The sequence below is a fragment of the Candidatus Pacearchaeota archaeon genome (assembly GCA_035404185.1).
Taxonomy (GTDB): domain Bacteria; phylum Patescibacteriota; class Minisyncoccia; order Minisyncoccales; family Minisyncoccaceae; genus UBA2211.
This window is the reverse complement of record DAONGN010000001.1, coordinates 26,914-39,022: the sequence shown is the minus strand read 5'-3', so window position 1 is coordinate 39,022 and position 12,109 is coordinate 26,914. Positions and strand designations below refer to the sequence as shown.

The 12,109-nt window shown below is 31.9% G+C and carries 17 protein-coding genes; 16 read left to right on the top strand and 1 reads right to left on the bottom strand.

Annotated features, from left to right (window positions below):
• Window positions 1–33 precede the first annotated feature (33 nt).
• From PLD14_00215 to PLD14_00140, 16 genes are all read left to right on the top strand, one after another.
• Window positions 34–954: a Fic family protein gene (locus PLD14_00215; GenBank protein ID HPR79638.1), complete on the top strand. Its 921-nt coding sequence runs from the start codon at window positions 34–36 to the stop codon at window positions 952–954.
• Between the two features lie 43 nt (window positions 955–997).
• Window positions 998–1,234, top strand: a complete 237-nt coding sequence (locus PLD14_00210) for a type II toxin-antitoxin system HicB family antitoxin (GenBank protein ID HPR79637.1) — start codon at window positions 998–1,000, stop codon at window positions 1,232–1,234.
• On the top strand, window positions 1,227–1,442 hold the full coding sequence (locus PLD14_00205) for a type II toxin-antitoxin system HicA family toxin (GenBank protein HPR79636.1): 216 nt from the start codon (window positions 1,227–1,229) through the stop codon (window positions 1,440–1,442). Before PLD14_00210 ends, PLD14_00205 begins: the two co-directional genes overlap by 8 nt.
• 22 nt (window positions 1,443–1,464) lie before the next feature.
• The gene (locus tag PLD14_00200) at window positions 1,465–1,818 is read left to right on the top strand and encodes a hypothetical protein (GenBank protein HPR79635.1); all 354 of its coding nucleotides are present in this window, start codon (window positions 1,465–1,467) and stop codon (window positions 1,816–1,818) included.
• Window positions 1,819–1,925: 107 nt separating this feature from the next.
• Window positions 1,926–2,549, top strand: coding sequence for a hypothetical protein (locus PLD14_00195; GenBank protein HPR79634.1), 624 nt, complete (start codon window positions 1,926–1,928; stop codon window positions 2,547–2,549).
• On the top strand, window positions 2,546–6,970 hold the full coding sequence (locus tag PLD14_00190; protein HPR79633.1) for a lamin tail domain-containing protein: 4,425 nt from the start codon (window positions 2,546–2,548) through the stop codon (window positions 6,968–6,970). The genes PLD14_00195 and PLD14_00190 overlap by 4 nt, the downstream gene beginning before the upstream one ends.
• A gap of 73 nt (window positions 6,971–7,043) precedes the next feature.
• Window positions 7,044–7,292, top strand: a complete 249-nt coding sequence (locus tag PLD14_00185) for a ribbon-helix-helix domain-containing protein (protein HPR79632.1) — start codon at window positions 7,044–7,046, stop codon at window positions 7,290–7,292.
• Window positions 7,286–7,633 carry a type II toxin-antitoxin system PemK/MazF family toxin gene (locus tag PLD14_00180; GenBank protein ID HPR79631.1) on the top strand — a complete coding sequence of 116 codons (348 nt, stop codon included), beginning with the start codon at window positions 7,286–7,288 and terminating at the stop codon, window positions 7,631–7,633. The genes PLD14_00185 and PLD14_00180 overlap by 7 nt, the downstream gene beginning before the upstream one ends.
• A 141-nt stretch (window positions 7,634–7,774) precedes the next feature.
• Window positions 7,775–8,068 carry a type II toxin-antitoxin system RelB/DinJ family antitoxin gene (locus tag PLD14_00175; protein ID HPR79630.1) on the top strand — a complete coding sequence of 98 codons (294 nt, stop codon included), beginning with the start codon at window positions 7,775–7,777 and terminating at the stop codon, window positions 8,066–8,068.
• Entirely contained in the window at window positions 8,052–8,309 is a 258-nt protein-coding gene (locus PLD14_00170; GenBank protein HPR79629.1) for a type II toxin-antitoxin system YafQ family toxin, read from the top strand. The genes PLD14_00175 and PLD14_00170 overlap by 17 nt, the downstream gene beginning before the upstream one ends.
• Window positions 8,310–8,451: 142 nt before the next feature.
• Window positions 8,452–8,970, top strand: a complete 519-nt coding sequence (locus PLD14_00165) for a hypothetical protein (GenBank protein HPR79628.1) — start codon at window positions 8,452–8,454, stop codon at window positions 8,968–8,970.
• Window positions 8,971–9,043: 73 nt separating this feature from the next.
• Window positions 9,044–9,718: a hypothetical protein gene (locus tag PLD14_00160; protein ID HPR79627.1), complete on the top strand. Its 675-nt coding sequence runs from the start codon at window positions 9,044–9,046 to the stop codon at window positions 9,716–9,718.
• Between the two features lie 186 nt (window positions 9,719–9,904).
• Window positions 9,905–10,411 (top strand): RNA polymerase sigma factor, encoded by a 507-nt coding sequence (locus tag PLD14_00155; protein ID HPR79626.1) that lies wholly within the window; start codon window positions 9,905–9,907, stop codon window positions 10,409–10,411.
• Window positions 10,412–10,548: 137 nt separating this feature from the next.
• The gene (locus PLD14_00150) at window positions 10,549–10,881 is read left to right on the top strand and encodes a hypothetical protein (GenBank protein HPR79625.1); all 333 of its coding nucleotides are present in this window, start codon (window positions 10,549–10,551) and stop codon (window positions 10,879–10,881) included.
• A 4-nt stretch (window positions 10,882–10,885) separates the two neighbouring features.
• Window positions 10,886–11,116 (top strand): type II toxin-antitoxin system HicA family toxin, encoded by a 231-nt coding sequence (locus PLD14_00145; protein ID HPR79624.1) that lies wholly within the window; start codon window positions 10,886–10,888, stop codon window positions 11,114–11,116.
• Between the two features lie 52 nt (window positions 11,117–11,168).
• Window positions 11,169–11,921, top strand: coding sequence for a DUF5667 domain-containing protein (locus PLD14_00140; protein HPR79623.1), 753 nt, complete (start codon window positions 11,169–11,171; stop codon window positions 11,919–11,921).
• A gap of 7 nt (window positions 11,922–11,928) precedes the next feature.
• Here PLD14_00140 and PLD14_00135 read toward each other — a convergent pair whose 3' ends face one another.
• Window positions 11,929–12,093 carry a hypothetical protein gene (locus PLD14_00135; GenBank protein ID HPR79622.1) on the bottom strand — a complete coding sequence of 55 codons (165 nt, stop codon included), beginning with the start codon at window positions 12,091–12,093 and terminating at the stop codon, window positions 11,929–11,931.
• Window positions 12,094–12,109: the final 16 nt, after the last annotated feature.

Genomic DNA, 12,109 nt, shown 5'->3' with positions numbered 1-12,109 from the left:
ACTTTATATAGTTTGTTATTATTATATAAAGTTATGACAATATCGGAGAAATTAAAAATTATTCAAAAAGTATCTGGTTTAAAACAGACAGAAATGGCCCAAAAGTTTGGAGTTTCTTTTGCTACACTAAATGCTTGGTATAATGGAAAATCAAAACCAAGGATTGATAAGCAAAATTTAATAGGAAGCTTTTATTTAGAATTAACAGGACAAAAACAGATAACAGAGGAATATTTAAAAAATAAAAAAGAACAAATAAAAGAAAGAAGCAAGAAGCATAGCAATATTTTAAAAGAAATTATTTCAAGTCCGGACATTAAACAAGAATTTATTCTTAAACTAACTTACCATTCAAACAAAATAGAGGGAAGCACCTTAAGCGAAAAAGAAACAGCTTCGATTATATTTGATAATATTTCTTTTTCTAAAAAAACACTATCTGAACAACTTGAAGCAAAAAATCATCAGACTGCCCTTAATTATCTTTTTGATTTCATTCTTAATAAAGGAGAAATTGATGAATCTTTAGTTTTAAAATTACATAGCATTTTAATGAATGGAATAATAAATGACGCAGGAAGATATAGGGTTCATCCAGTAAGAATATTGGGTACAAGCGTTCCGACAGCTAATTATTTAAAAATTCCCGAATTAATATCCGATTTATTTAATAAAAAGAAGAATAACGATGTGATAGCTTTTGCTTCAGAAGTGCATAGTTCTTTTGAAAAGATACATCCTTTTTCTGATGGTAACGGAAGAGTGGGTAGGCTTCTCTTAACCGCAATACTTCTAAGAGAAAATTTAGTTCCAGCAGTTATTAAACAGGGAACAAAATATCTTTATTATGTTTATTTAGAAAAGTCTCAGTTGAGTGATGACTTTACTCAACTTCAAAACTTTATTTGTGATGCAATTAATAACGGTTTAGATATTTTAGAAAGAAAATATTAAATTATTGTTTGACAAGTATTTTGGGCAATGTTAATATTTAAACATGAAAAAGAAAATTCTTCAATATAATATTATTTTAAGACCTGAGCCAGAAGGTGGTTTTACTGTTGTTGTTCCTGCCCTTCCTGGATGTATAACTTATGGAAAGAACTTAAAAGAAGCTAAAGAAATGGCTTATGATGCAATTGGTGCTTATCTGGCAAGCGTGAAGAAGCATGGAGGACACATACTTAGCGATAAAGATAATTTATTTGCTACACTAGAGATTATTTATGCCTAAGATTCCCCGTTTTACCTCAAAAGAATTAATAAAATTATTACAGAGTAATAATTTTTATATAGATCATACAACGGGCAGTCATTACGTTTTTTATAACAATAAGACAAAAAAGAGAGCAGTGGTCCCGTATCATTCTAAAAATTTACCATTAGGAACAATAAAAAGCATTTTAAATTCTGCGGGAATCGAAATTAAAAAAGACATATAATCTATCAAATTAAAAATATTCTATGGAATTTACTATCAGACAATTTCTTGCGTCGGTTTTAATAACTGCAGGGTTATTTGTAGTTTTTTGGGATATTACTACGTCCTATTATTATTTTTCTGCTCAGAAGGAATTTCCACAGGTATTTGTTAATAATCAGACGACCACGACAGGCAACGGTGCTACAACAGGAACAGACATTCAGAATCAAATAGGAAATATCGTAAAAGATCAAATTAGCCAAATGATTCCAGAAAATACAGTAACGCAATTATTGAACATGACATCTTGGATTATCTTTGCATCATTCATGTTGTGGGCGGGTGGTAAATTATTTGGAATGGGTAGTGATTTGTTAAAAAAGAGACAGGAATAGTCTCTTTTAAATTTTTAAATAGTTAGCGATAAGTTCTTTAAATAGTTCTTTTTAAAAGATACAGTTCTTTTTGTTAGATTAATAAGATGAATTAATAATTGAATAAAATGAATAAAATTAGCAAAATAATAATTCTGTCAGTTTTAACTTTGATTTTAATTACTACTGGATATTTTTTATATAATAAATGGCAGGAATCAAAAATGGGCCTTGTTTCTTTCGAAAAAGTTTTAGAGCAGGAAATTGATGGCAAAAAGTATATAGAGAATAAGGAGGTTGGGTTAACATTTGCTGTTCCTGATGGGTGGGAAATAAAAAAAGATAGCATAGGATTATCTATACATAGCTCCGACTTTATTCCTCTTGAAAAAGACTCATTTTTTATTCCCCAAAAGGGATGTTGGATTGAAGTTTATGCTGAATTACAAAAAGAAGGAAGCAATTACGACATAGATTATAGTTATTTGAAAGATAAGATAGCTAGTAATTATTGCTCTCGATATCAGAACGATGAGCAAAAAATATGTGAAACTAGAGAAGTTTCCGGATTAAACGGTCTTGAAGAAAATGATTTTAAAAATGAAGGAGAAAATCAGGGCATTTTTACTAGTTTTAGCATTCCGTACAATAATATAATCTATAGCTTCCATTCCTATCTTTTTGGACAGGATAAAGAGGTATGCCTTCAAGAATTTAATAATTTCTTAACAACAGTTAATATTAAAAAATGAAACTTTACAATTTATTAGACAGTGCGGTATTAACATTATTGTTTGTATGTTTTTTAGCCGTACCACAAAAAGTTTTTGCTATAGATTTTAATTTTTTTAATTTCGTTGAAGAAGACAACTATCAGGTTCTTTCTGAATTTGAAAGTAAAAGAATATTACAAAATTTTCCAGATTTGTTATATAGCCAATGGATATTATCAAAATCTGATGGTTATTCTAATCCAATGGAAACAACCGTTGTATCATTACTTAAGCATATTTATATGTTGAGTATGTGGAATTATTTTTTCAAAGATCTTCCATTAGACGCTTCTTTTAATGTCGTCAAGGAATCATTAGATATAGCTAGACTTATTGGAACAGAAGATACTTCTGGAATGATAGGAAAATTAGAAAAAGGAACAGTTAGCATGGCAGTTAATTATCTCAAGGAGTATTTTTTTAAAGATCAAATTAAAGTTTCTTTTGGAGCGATGGAAATGAAGTATAAGACTGAATCCGGAGAGGTTGATAGTCCACTACAATACATAATCATGTATAAGCGGATTGACGATAATAGAAGTAAGGTTGTTGCTCGAATATATTCCCCGAAGGAAATTGTTCCTCCTGCAAGTAGAGGTTCTATTGGTGGAGTCAGGGGTTTTTCAAATAGCCTTGAATATGGTCAGAATATCTCTCCCTTTATTGTTGAAATTAATGGGATAATGGAAGATGGATTATTTGGATCGTATTTTTGGGATAAAAAAAATACAACAATTAAAACTATTTTTCCAGAGGTGGTTCCTGATTTTGGACTAAAACCTAAGACTTGGCAGGAAAAATATATTATTAATCCTATAAAAAATACGATTAATAACTTTTCTGATGTTTTTAACTTTTTAACTGGAAATAATACAGGAGATTTAACAGAATATATTTTTAAAGATACGACTAATAAGGAAGCTATAAACAAAGAAGTCGAGTCGATGAGTGAAAACGATACACTAGAAAAAGACTATCCTGTGAAGGAAATCAAGAAAGATGTTGTTGAAAAAGAAAAAATAAACGAAAAGGATAGCAAAATAAACAAAGAGAAAGAAGCAATCAAGGAAGTTGAAAAGAAAACCGAAGAAAAAGTAATTCCCGTAGTCTGTTCAAATGCATCTCAATATGTTTCTTCTCGTGATATTATTATCAATGAAGTAGCCTGGATGGGAAGTGAAAACAGTGCAAATGACGAATGGATTGAATTAAAGAATATTTCTGCTTCGGATATTAATTTAAAGGGATGGACATTGCGAGACAAGGAAGACCAGATAAACATTATTTTTGAAGATATTACCGTGCCGAAGGACGGTTTTTTATTATTAGAAAGAACTGATGATGATTCTGTCCCTTTTAAAGTTGCAGATTTAATTTATAAGGGTTCATTGTCTAATTCTGAAGAAGAACTATATCTTTTTGATGGCCTTTGTCAATTAAAAGATTTTGTTTCTGGTAATCCTAAATGGCTGGCTGGAGATAGTTCTACTAGAAAAACAATGGAAAGGAATGACGATTTAAACGGATGGCACACCTATTCTGGAAGTGAAAATAATAATATTTGGGGAACACCAAAGGAAACTAATAGTAGCTTAAAGCAAGAAGCCACGGCTTCAGTTGCTGTTTCGACAAATAGTTTATCCTCAACCGTAAATTATGGAGGAAGCTCGAGCGTTCCCGTAATTACTTATTGTTCTCAATTAAATCTATCTGCTCCTGACAATAGCAAGGTTATTATCAATGAAGTAGCCTGGATGGGAAGTGAAAACAGTGCAAATGACGAATGGATTGAATTAAAGAATATTTCTGATGAAACAGTTAATTTAGCCGATTGGCAACTATTAGACGCAGATAATATTAAAATTGTTTTTGACAATTCTGCTATTATTAGTCCTCAAGGATTTTATCTTCTTGAGAGAACCGATGATGATTCTGTCTCTAATATTCAGATGGATAAAGAATACTCTGGGGGATTATCAAATAATAACGAATCATTAAGATTATTTAATTCAAATTGTCAATTAATGGACGAAGTTTTAGCTAATCCTGATTGGCCAGCTGGAGATAACGAGCAGAGGAAAACAATGGAGAGAAATAATGACTTAAACGGTTGGCATACTTATTTTTCAGAATCAGTTGATAATTTAAGTGGATTATGGGGAACACCAAAAGCTGATAATACCATTGAAACAGCTGTTGAAGACCCAGAAGAAGAAAAACAACCCGAAGAAGATGAGCAATTAATTGATAATAGCAATCATCTTTTAATAACCGAAGTTCAAACAGGAGAGAGTGGAGGAGTAGAATATATAGAAATGTATAATCAAACAGAAAATCCAATAGATTTGTGCCCAAGCGAAGAAAACTGTTTTTATCTTTCTTATTATTCTCCAGCGTCTGAATGGTATAATCCTTATCGTAATTGGAAATTTCCAGAGGGAGCTATTATAAATTCAAATTCTTACTATATTATAGATATATTTGGAGATAGCGGTGATGCAATGATGGGAAATGGGGCTGATTGGAAGGTTAAATCTATGGAAGACAAATATTACGAAACAGGACAAATAGGAAATTCGTCCGGATCTATTTCTATATTTTCTAATAATCCTAAATACGTAAAGACTGAATTTAAAGAAGGAGAAGAAGTGGTTGAACCAACCAATGAAGAAAAGACAGTCAACACGATTGCTCTTAAAATAGATACGGTTTCTTGGAGAAGCGATGATATCAGCCCAATTGTTAAAGAAAGTGAATCGTTTCTTATCTCTGAATCAGACAAGGTCATAGGAAGAAAATGGTCTAATGGAAAATATAGAGATACAGATAATAATTTAAATGATTTTCAATCTGAAAATTCGAGCCCGAGAAATCATGTCCCCAAGATTCCTGAGAAAATACAAGATTTAGTTGCTTTAATAGACGAAGAACAAAAAAATTCAGTAGTATTGTCGTGGACAGCTCCTTTTGATGAAGATACTGCTGCTGAAAATCTTGATTATGAGATATATTATTCTCGCAATAATCAAATAGATGATAATAATCTTGTTAATATTAAAGAATATACCGATATAGATATTATTTTAGGAGAAAGTAATAAAAGAAGCGTTGTTATTAAAGATCTTTTCTATGATTCAGAATATCATTTTAAGATAATAGCTAAAGATCCAGAAAATAATATTTCTCCATTGTCAGAAGGAGTTTCTTTTTCAATAGCCGAAGCTAATCATCAAAAAAGAGCTCCTTATTATGACTTTAGAAGAAGTGGTCATAGCCAATTTGATGGACCGATAGGAACATCTTTTGTTCCTGATATTTTAATTGAAGGAAATCAGCAATTTACTTTTAATAATGATTTTACTTCAAGCTTAGTGATCGATGAAAACGGAACATTATATTTCTGGGGAAGTAATAACAAATCATATGATTTTTACGCTTACAATCATCTTCAAAAGAAGTGGAGTATCCATTGCTCTGATGCTTGTGGTTTTTATCCTTCGCTGGGTAAAGATGGAACAATATATCTTTCGAGCGAGCATTCTATCTATGCCTTAAGTCCTTCAGGTAAGATTGTATGGAAAAAAGACTACACAAGAGTGTTTACTAGGTCAATAATAATTGATTCTAAAGAAAAAATATACTTTTTAGCTACCAAAGAAGCAACTGGACCGAGTTTAATCTCAATTGATAAAAATGGATTGGAAATAGAGCTATATAATGATCAGGAGATATTAAAAGGTCTCAATCCAGCTTCATTTACGGAGTTAGTTATTGACGATTCAGACAATATATATTTTTCAATCAATGATTTTGTAATAAAGTACAGCAACGGGGAAATAATAAAGCAACAGTTTTTTCCTAAATACGAAAAAACATATTCTGGTCCGATTGATACCATTGCTATAATCGATCGGGTAAGTATTTCTTTTGAAGGAATATTATTATTAAGTTTAAGTAATGGAAGAAATGTAAAATTGGGAGAAACTTATCCAGTTCTATATGCCGTAGATAGCAATCTTTCTCAAATATTGTGGTTTAAAGATGATTATCATGGTCCACTAGGTTTTAATGAGGACGAATTTTATTATTCGAAAATATTAGCAGGTTCTTATCCAATGATTTGGTATTTAGGCGCGGCCAACATATCTAATGGAGAAACAAAATGGGAAAGAACTTTTAGTGGTGTTAATTTTGTAGTTTCCGATTCATTAAATAGAATTTATTTTACTAAGATTGGTGGTATCTTTGGATATGATTCTAATAATATGCCTGAAAAGATGGAAGATAGAATGTTTTATGTTTCCCCAGGTAGTTATTATGGTGACTCTATCTCTATCGGTGATAATGAAACTTTTTTCTCTGATACACAGCGGGTGTATAAAATAGATGTATTTCAGTAGTTTATTGTGGGGGTGCACAGTCTCTTAAGTGCACTCCCTTGACTTACACATTGATAGTGTGTATCATGAAAATATGAAAATAAACACATCTACAAAATATAAAAGGATAAATATTACTTTGCCTAATAAAACTATTCAACTTCTTGATAATATTGCTCAAAAGGGAACCAGAAGTTCATTTGTTGATCAGGCAGTGCGTTTCTATGTTGAAGGGGTTGGACAAGCTAATTTAAAAAAACAACTTCGCGAAGGGGCTATTATTCGTTCTAAGAGAGATTTATCGGTTGCTGAAGATTGGTTTTTGATTGACGAAGCATGTTAACACCTAAGAGAGGAGAAATATATATTGTTAATTTTGATCCAACTGTTGGTTCAGAAATTAGTAAAACTAGACCAGCTCTTATTTTACAAAATAATATTGGTAATCATTATAGTCCAGTAACGATTGTTGCAGCTATTGGTTCTCACTTTGATGATACTATTTATCCAACAGAAGTTTTAATTATCCCCCCTGAAGGAGGTTTATCCGAGAAATCAGTTATTATTTTAAATCAAGTAAGAACAATAGATAAGAAAAGGCTTGTTAAAAAAATTGGAGAGTTAAATTTAAAATCGATGCAAAAAGTTGATAGAGCATTAGAGATAAGTTTTGGGTTGATATAATTTTTAGATATTGAATATCTTAATAATATTTAAGAAAAATTATCAATAAAGATATTTAAAACGGCTTAGGCCGTTTTCTTTTACAGCTTGACAAATTTTTATTTATATATACAATGTATATATAAAGTATATATAAAGCGTATGACCACAATAGTTAATTTTAAGACAGATAAAAAGGTAAAGGGCGAAGCTCAAAAAATAGCTAATCGGATGGGTCTTAATTTAAGTGATGTTTTAAATGTTTATTTAAGGAAATTTATAATAGAAAAAGAAATACATATTTCTTTAGAAGAACCATCAGATTGGCTAATTAATGAGCTCAAGGAGGCTGATAAAGAAGCTAAGGAGGGAAATATTTCCCCATCTTTTAATAATGCTAAAGATGCTATAAAATGGCTGAATGACAAAAACAGGAAGTATGGAAATCAAATTTAATAAAAATTTTATTAAACGTTTTAATTCTTCGCCATTATTAATTAAAAGAAATTTCGAAGACAAATTTAATCTTTTTTTGGTTAATAAATTCAATCCTTTGCTTAATAATCATTCTTTAAGGGGAAAGTATTCTCAACTCAGAAGTATAAATATAACAGGTGATTGGCGTGCTATTTTTAGAGACGACGGAAATGTTGTTGTTTTTTTAACGTTAGGGAATCATAATAATTTATATAAATAGTATTTTTGTTTAAATTTTTTGAGTTATTTTATTGACAACCTATAATTTTGTTATATACTCACGATTGCAATTTATTCTTATTAAAAACAAGGAGGATTGTGTTTGAACTTTGACAAAAAACAACATTTTGGAGTGATTATGGATGTATATTGACATACCCGTAAAAGAAAGACTCACAAGAATTTTTGAAGGAGAGAGTTCTTCTTTTCTTCATACTAAATTTGTTGAGGTTGGTGGGATTGGGGTTATTGTTGAATACGACAAAAAAAGGAATTTGATTCTAGAAAAAATCAAAACTGATTCTTGTCCTATTGTCGACACAAACCTTGTCTTAGGGGTTAATTCTTTAGAAGAAGCGATAACGATGTTTCTTCAAAAGAAAGAAGCCAGAGGAGAACATCCTGCTATCTGGATTGACGAAAAAAGAATTATCGTGAAATATCCTTTTTGTAAATTTCTTAATCGGAGCAGCCAAGGAAGATTTATCTGCGGACCAGAAATTTCTGGCGGTGGAGGAGCTAGGGGAATGTGTGTTTTAGAAAAGGGCAATGGTATTCCTCTGGCCGGCTATTGTCCTGTTGGTAAAATCGACAAAACCAAGGTCGAAAAAATTACTATTGGCGGGAAGGAATATTTCTTCGTTGATGTCAGCAAAAAATAACGACTTTTTTAAATAATTAGGCCGTTTTTTATTTGGTTTGACTTTTCTTTTTCATTACCATATAATATGGACTATGACAGAGGAAAACATCATTAAATTGACAAACGCCTTATACAAGGTGACCGACCTCTTTCCTAAAGAGGAGCCCCTTAAGTTTGCGATTCGTAAAGAGGGCCTTGATGTAATGTTTTTCTCGAACCTTGTAAAGGGTAAATCTCTCTCATCAACTCCAAAAGAAAAGGAGCAGTATTTGGATAAAGTATTATCAAAAATAGAACTGATTAAGACCTATTTTAGCATTGCTAAAGAACAGGAATGGGTAGCTGAAAGAAACTTTGAAGTTTTGGAGAGGGAATACGAAGTTTTGAAAGATTCTCTTGGTCTAAGTGTAATAAAGGACAAGGAAGTAAAAAAACCTATCGCTGTTGAGATACAAAAAGAAGAATCGGTTGCTGTTTTTGCTAACATGGGGAATATAAAGGAAGAAAAGGCAAAAGAAGATAAAAAAGTAGAAATGGTAAAAAGGGAAGTCAAACATCTTAATTATGAAGAGCTTTCATCAGTTCAATTAAAGGTTTTAGAGATTCTTCAAAGTAAGGGTCAATTAAAGGCCAATCAAATTAGTGAATGTTTCCCAGAAATGAATCCCCGAACCATCAGAAGAGAACTGAAAGGATTAAAGGAAATGAAAATTATTTCTTGTATGGGTGGAGGCAAGATGACGGCCTATAAAATTAGCGAGTCCTGATAGAAAGTTATTCTGGACATTCTGGACACGGTTCTGGACAATGTGGACATTATTCTGGACATTCTGGACACGGTTCTGGACAATGTGGACAACTTCTGGACAATCGTGGACAATTGTGGACAATCAATCAGGACAGTTTAGGACACGAACGATAAGGTTCTGGACATTAATAGTTTAAAAAGAACAATGCAATCGACTGAATTTAAAGAACAATTTTTTTCACAGATATATGACGAGCATATAGATAAAGTCTATCGCTTTGTTTTTTTTAAGGTTAGCAATGAAGCATTAGCTCAAGACATCACTTCGGAAACTTTTACCAGGCTCTGGAAAGAGATTTCTTTTGATAAAGAAGTGAAGAGTCCATCAGGCTTTTTGTTTCGCGTCGCTAAGAACCTGATTATTGATCATTATAGGACCAAAGACCAGAATCCAGTTATTCTGGACAATCCTGAAAACATTCTGGACAAAAGCCAAGACCTTGCTGGACAAGCTGTCCAGAACGATGACATGAGAATGGTTACTGCTGCTTTGGGACAATTGAGCGAAGATTGCCGAATTGCTGTTTCCATGTATTACATTGAGCAACAGCCATATTCTGAAGTGGCTAAAGCACTGAATAAATCCCAAGGAGCAACTAGAGTATTAGTTTCCAGAGGAATGAAGCAATTAAAGAAAATACTAGAAGCATAAAAGACAAGGAAAAGAATCCTTGTTTTTTATATCTTAAAAATGTAACAAAAGTTTAGTTTTTACGTCTAAACTAAATAGGAAGTTTTAATTGATTTATTGACTTTTAGCAGTATTTTTAGTATAATCTACCTACAAATATGAAATACAAAAACACATTAAATAAAGGCTCTGTAAGATATATAATCTTTAAGGAGGACAGTGTTTGGTATGGAGTAGCATTAGAATTTAATATTGTGGAAGAAGGGGATAATCCTGTAGAGGTAATGGCTTCTTTGTTTCAAGCGATAGAAGGATATGTTGAGACTGCTCAAAGATTAAAAATGCGTCCCATGCCTTTGAATCAAAAGCCTGATAAGGAATATGAGGAAATGTGGAAAGGATTAGAAAAAGATAAGACGGAAAAGGATTCAAAGTTAAAACAGGTTTATAGCTTTGGGCACGCTCCGTTTAATACTCCAGTATTTGCCTAGAATTATGACAAAAGGAATATTTAACTGGACATTTTCAGAAGTAAAGGACTTTTTAAAGGAAAACGGTTTTATCTATTCTTACACCAAAGGAAGTCATTATTTCTATACTGGTAACCGTAATCATGAGCCAAGAATCGTCCAGGTTCCCTTTCATGGATCTAAAACCTTAAAACCTAGAACATTCAAGGCAATAGTCAAACAATCTGGAATATCTTTAGGGGAATGGCTTAAATAGCTCAAACTGTAACAAAACTCTTGTTTTTACGTCTACATTAGTAAGAGACACTATGGAGGAAATAAAGATTATAAAAAACTTAGAAGCATTGAAAGCAGTGAAACCCAATTCAGAGTGGGTTTCTTTTAGTAAGAGAAATATTCTTTCTAAGCAGTTTGAAGAGAATTCAACAGCTACAATCTTTGCTTCATTTTTTAATACTATTGGAACAGTCTTTGAAACTCCTAAAGTATTGATGCCAGTGTTATCAAGTTTAATTGTTGCTGTTTTTGGATTCGCCATGATTACTGCCCAAGGAACTTTACCAGGAGACAGATTATACAGTTTGAAACAAGCATATGAATCAGTGAGGATTTCCTTGTTATCACCCGAGGCTCAGGCTATTGCTAAAGTTGAACAAGCAGATCAAAGATTAAGTGAACTTGACAGGATTTCTAAAGTAAGCGAAAATCAGGGAAAGAAATTAGCTGCCGGAATAGTTGAAGTGCAAAAAGCTTTGTCAGTTGCGTCTAGTCAACTATCAAAACTTCCGGAGAGTCAGAAAGCAGAATTGGTTCAAAGTATTGTTTCTAAAATTTCAAAGATCGAAGAAACAACTAATGCATCAATCATGAGTAATGAGAGTGAAGATTATCAAACTTTCTATAAGATTCTTGCCGAAAGTGAAATTAAAGAATTTGAAGCTAACATCAACAATTTAACAATAGACCAGAAGAGTCTCCTACAACAAGCAAAGGAGAATTTTGACGTTTCGAAGTACAGTGAAGCAATAGAAATATTGTATCAGATCCAACCAACTGAATAATTCGCTTTTATTCTTTGTTCATTTTTTTAGTGAATAAAGAATAGATACGAAAGAGGTGAATAAATAAGAATCTTCTGCGGATCCATTCTTTAAGAGGTTCATCTTCAGAGCTAATGCTTTGAGGATGAGCCTTAGGAAAGGGGTTCGCAAAGAAAATAGTCGTTTGTTCCATATTATCTCACTGTCAT

Coding starts and splice junctions, on each gene's coding strand:
- PLD14_00215 (HPR79638.1), top strand. CDS start 34: ATGACAATATCGGAGAAATTAAAAATTATTCAAAAAGTATCTGGTTTA.
- PLD14_00140 (HPR79623.1), top strand. CDS start 11,169: ATGGAGGAAATAAAGATTATAAAAAACTTAGAAGCATTGAAAGCAGTG.
- PLD14_00190 (HPR79633.1), top strand. CDS start 2,546: ATGAAACTTTACAATTTATTAGACAGTGCGGTATTAACATTATTGTTT.
- PLD14_00170 (HPR79629.1), top strand. CDS start 8,052: ATGGAAATCAAATTTAATAAAAATTTTATTAAACGTTTTAATTCTTCG.
- PLD14_00180 (HPR79631.1), top strand. CDS start 7,286: ATGTTAACACCTAAGAGAGGAGAAATATATATTGTTAATTTTGATCCA.
- PLD14_00155 (HPR79626.1), top strand. CDS start 9,905: ATGCAATCGACTGAATTTAAAGAACAATTTTTTTCACAGATATATGAC.
- PLD14_00210 (HPR79637.1), top strand. CDS start 998: ATGAAAAAGAAAATTCTTCAATATAATATTATTTTAAGACCTGAGCCA.
- PLD14_00185 (HPR79632.1), top strand. CDS start 7,044: ATGAAAATAAACACATCTACAAAATATAAAAGGATAAATATTACTTTG.
- PLD14_00195 (HPR79634.1), top strand. CDS start 1,926: ATGAATAAAATTAGCAAAATAATAATTCTGTCAGTTTTAACTTTGATT.
- PLD14_00165 (HPR79628.1), top strand. CDS start 8,452: ATGTATATTGACATACCCGTAAAAGAAAGACTCACAAGAATTTTTGAA.
- PLD14_00135 (HPR79622.1), bottom strand. CDS start 12,093: ATGGAACAAACGACTATTTTCTTTGCGAACCCCTTTCCTAAGGCTCAT.
- PLD14_00150 (HPR79625.1), top strand. CDS start 10,549: ATGAAATACAAAAACACATTAAATAAAGGCTCTGTAAGATATATAATC.
- PLD14_00160 (HPR79627.1), top strand. CDS start 9,044: ATGACAGAGGAAAACATCATTAAATTGACAAACGCCTTATACAAGGTG.
- PLD14_00200 (HPR79635.1), top strand. CDS start 1,465: ATGGAATTTACTATCAGACAATTTCTTGCGTCGGTTTTAATAACTGCA.
- PLD14_00175 (HPR79630.1), top strand. CDS start 7,775: ATGACCACAATAGTTAATTTTAAGACAGATAAAAAGGTAAAGGGCGAA.
- PLD14_00145 (HPR79624.1), top strand. CDS start 10,886: ATGACAAAAGGAATATTTAACTGGACATTTTCAGAAGTAAAGGACTTT.
- PLD14_00205 (HPR79636.1), top strand. CDS start 1,227: ATGCCTAAGATTCCCCGTTTTACCTCAAAAGAATTAATAAAATTATTA.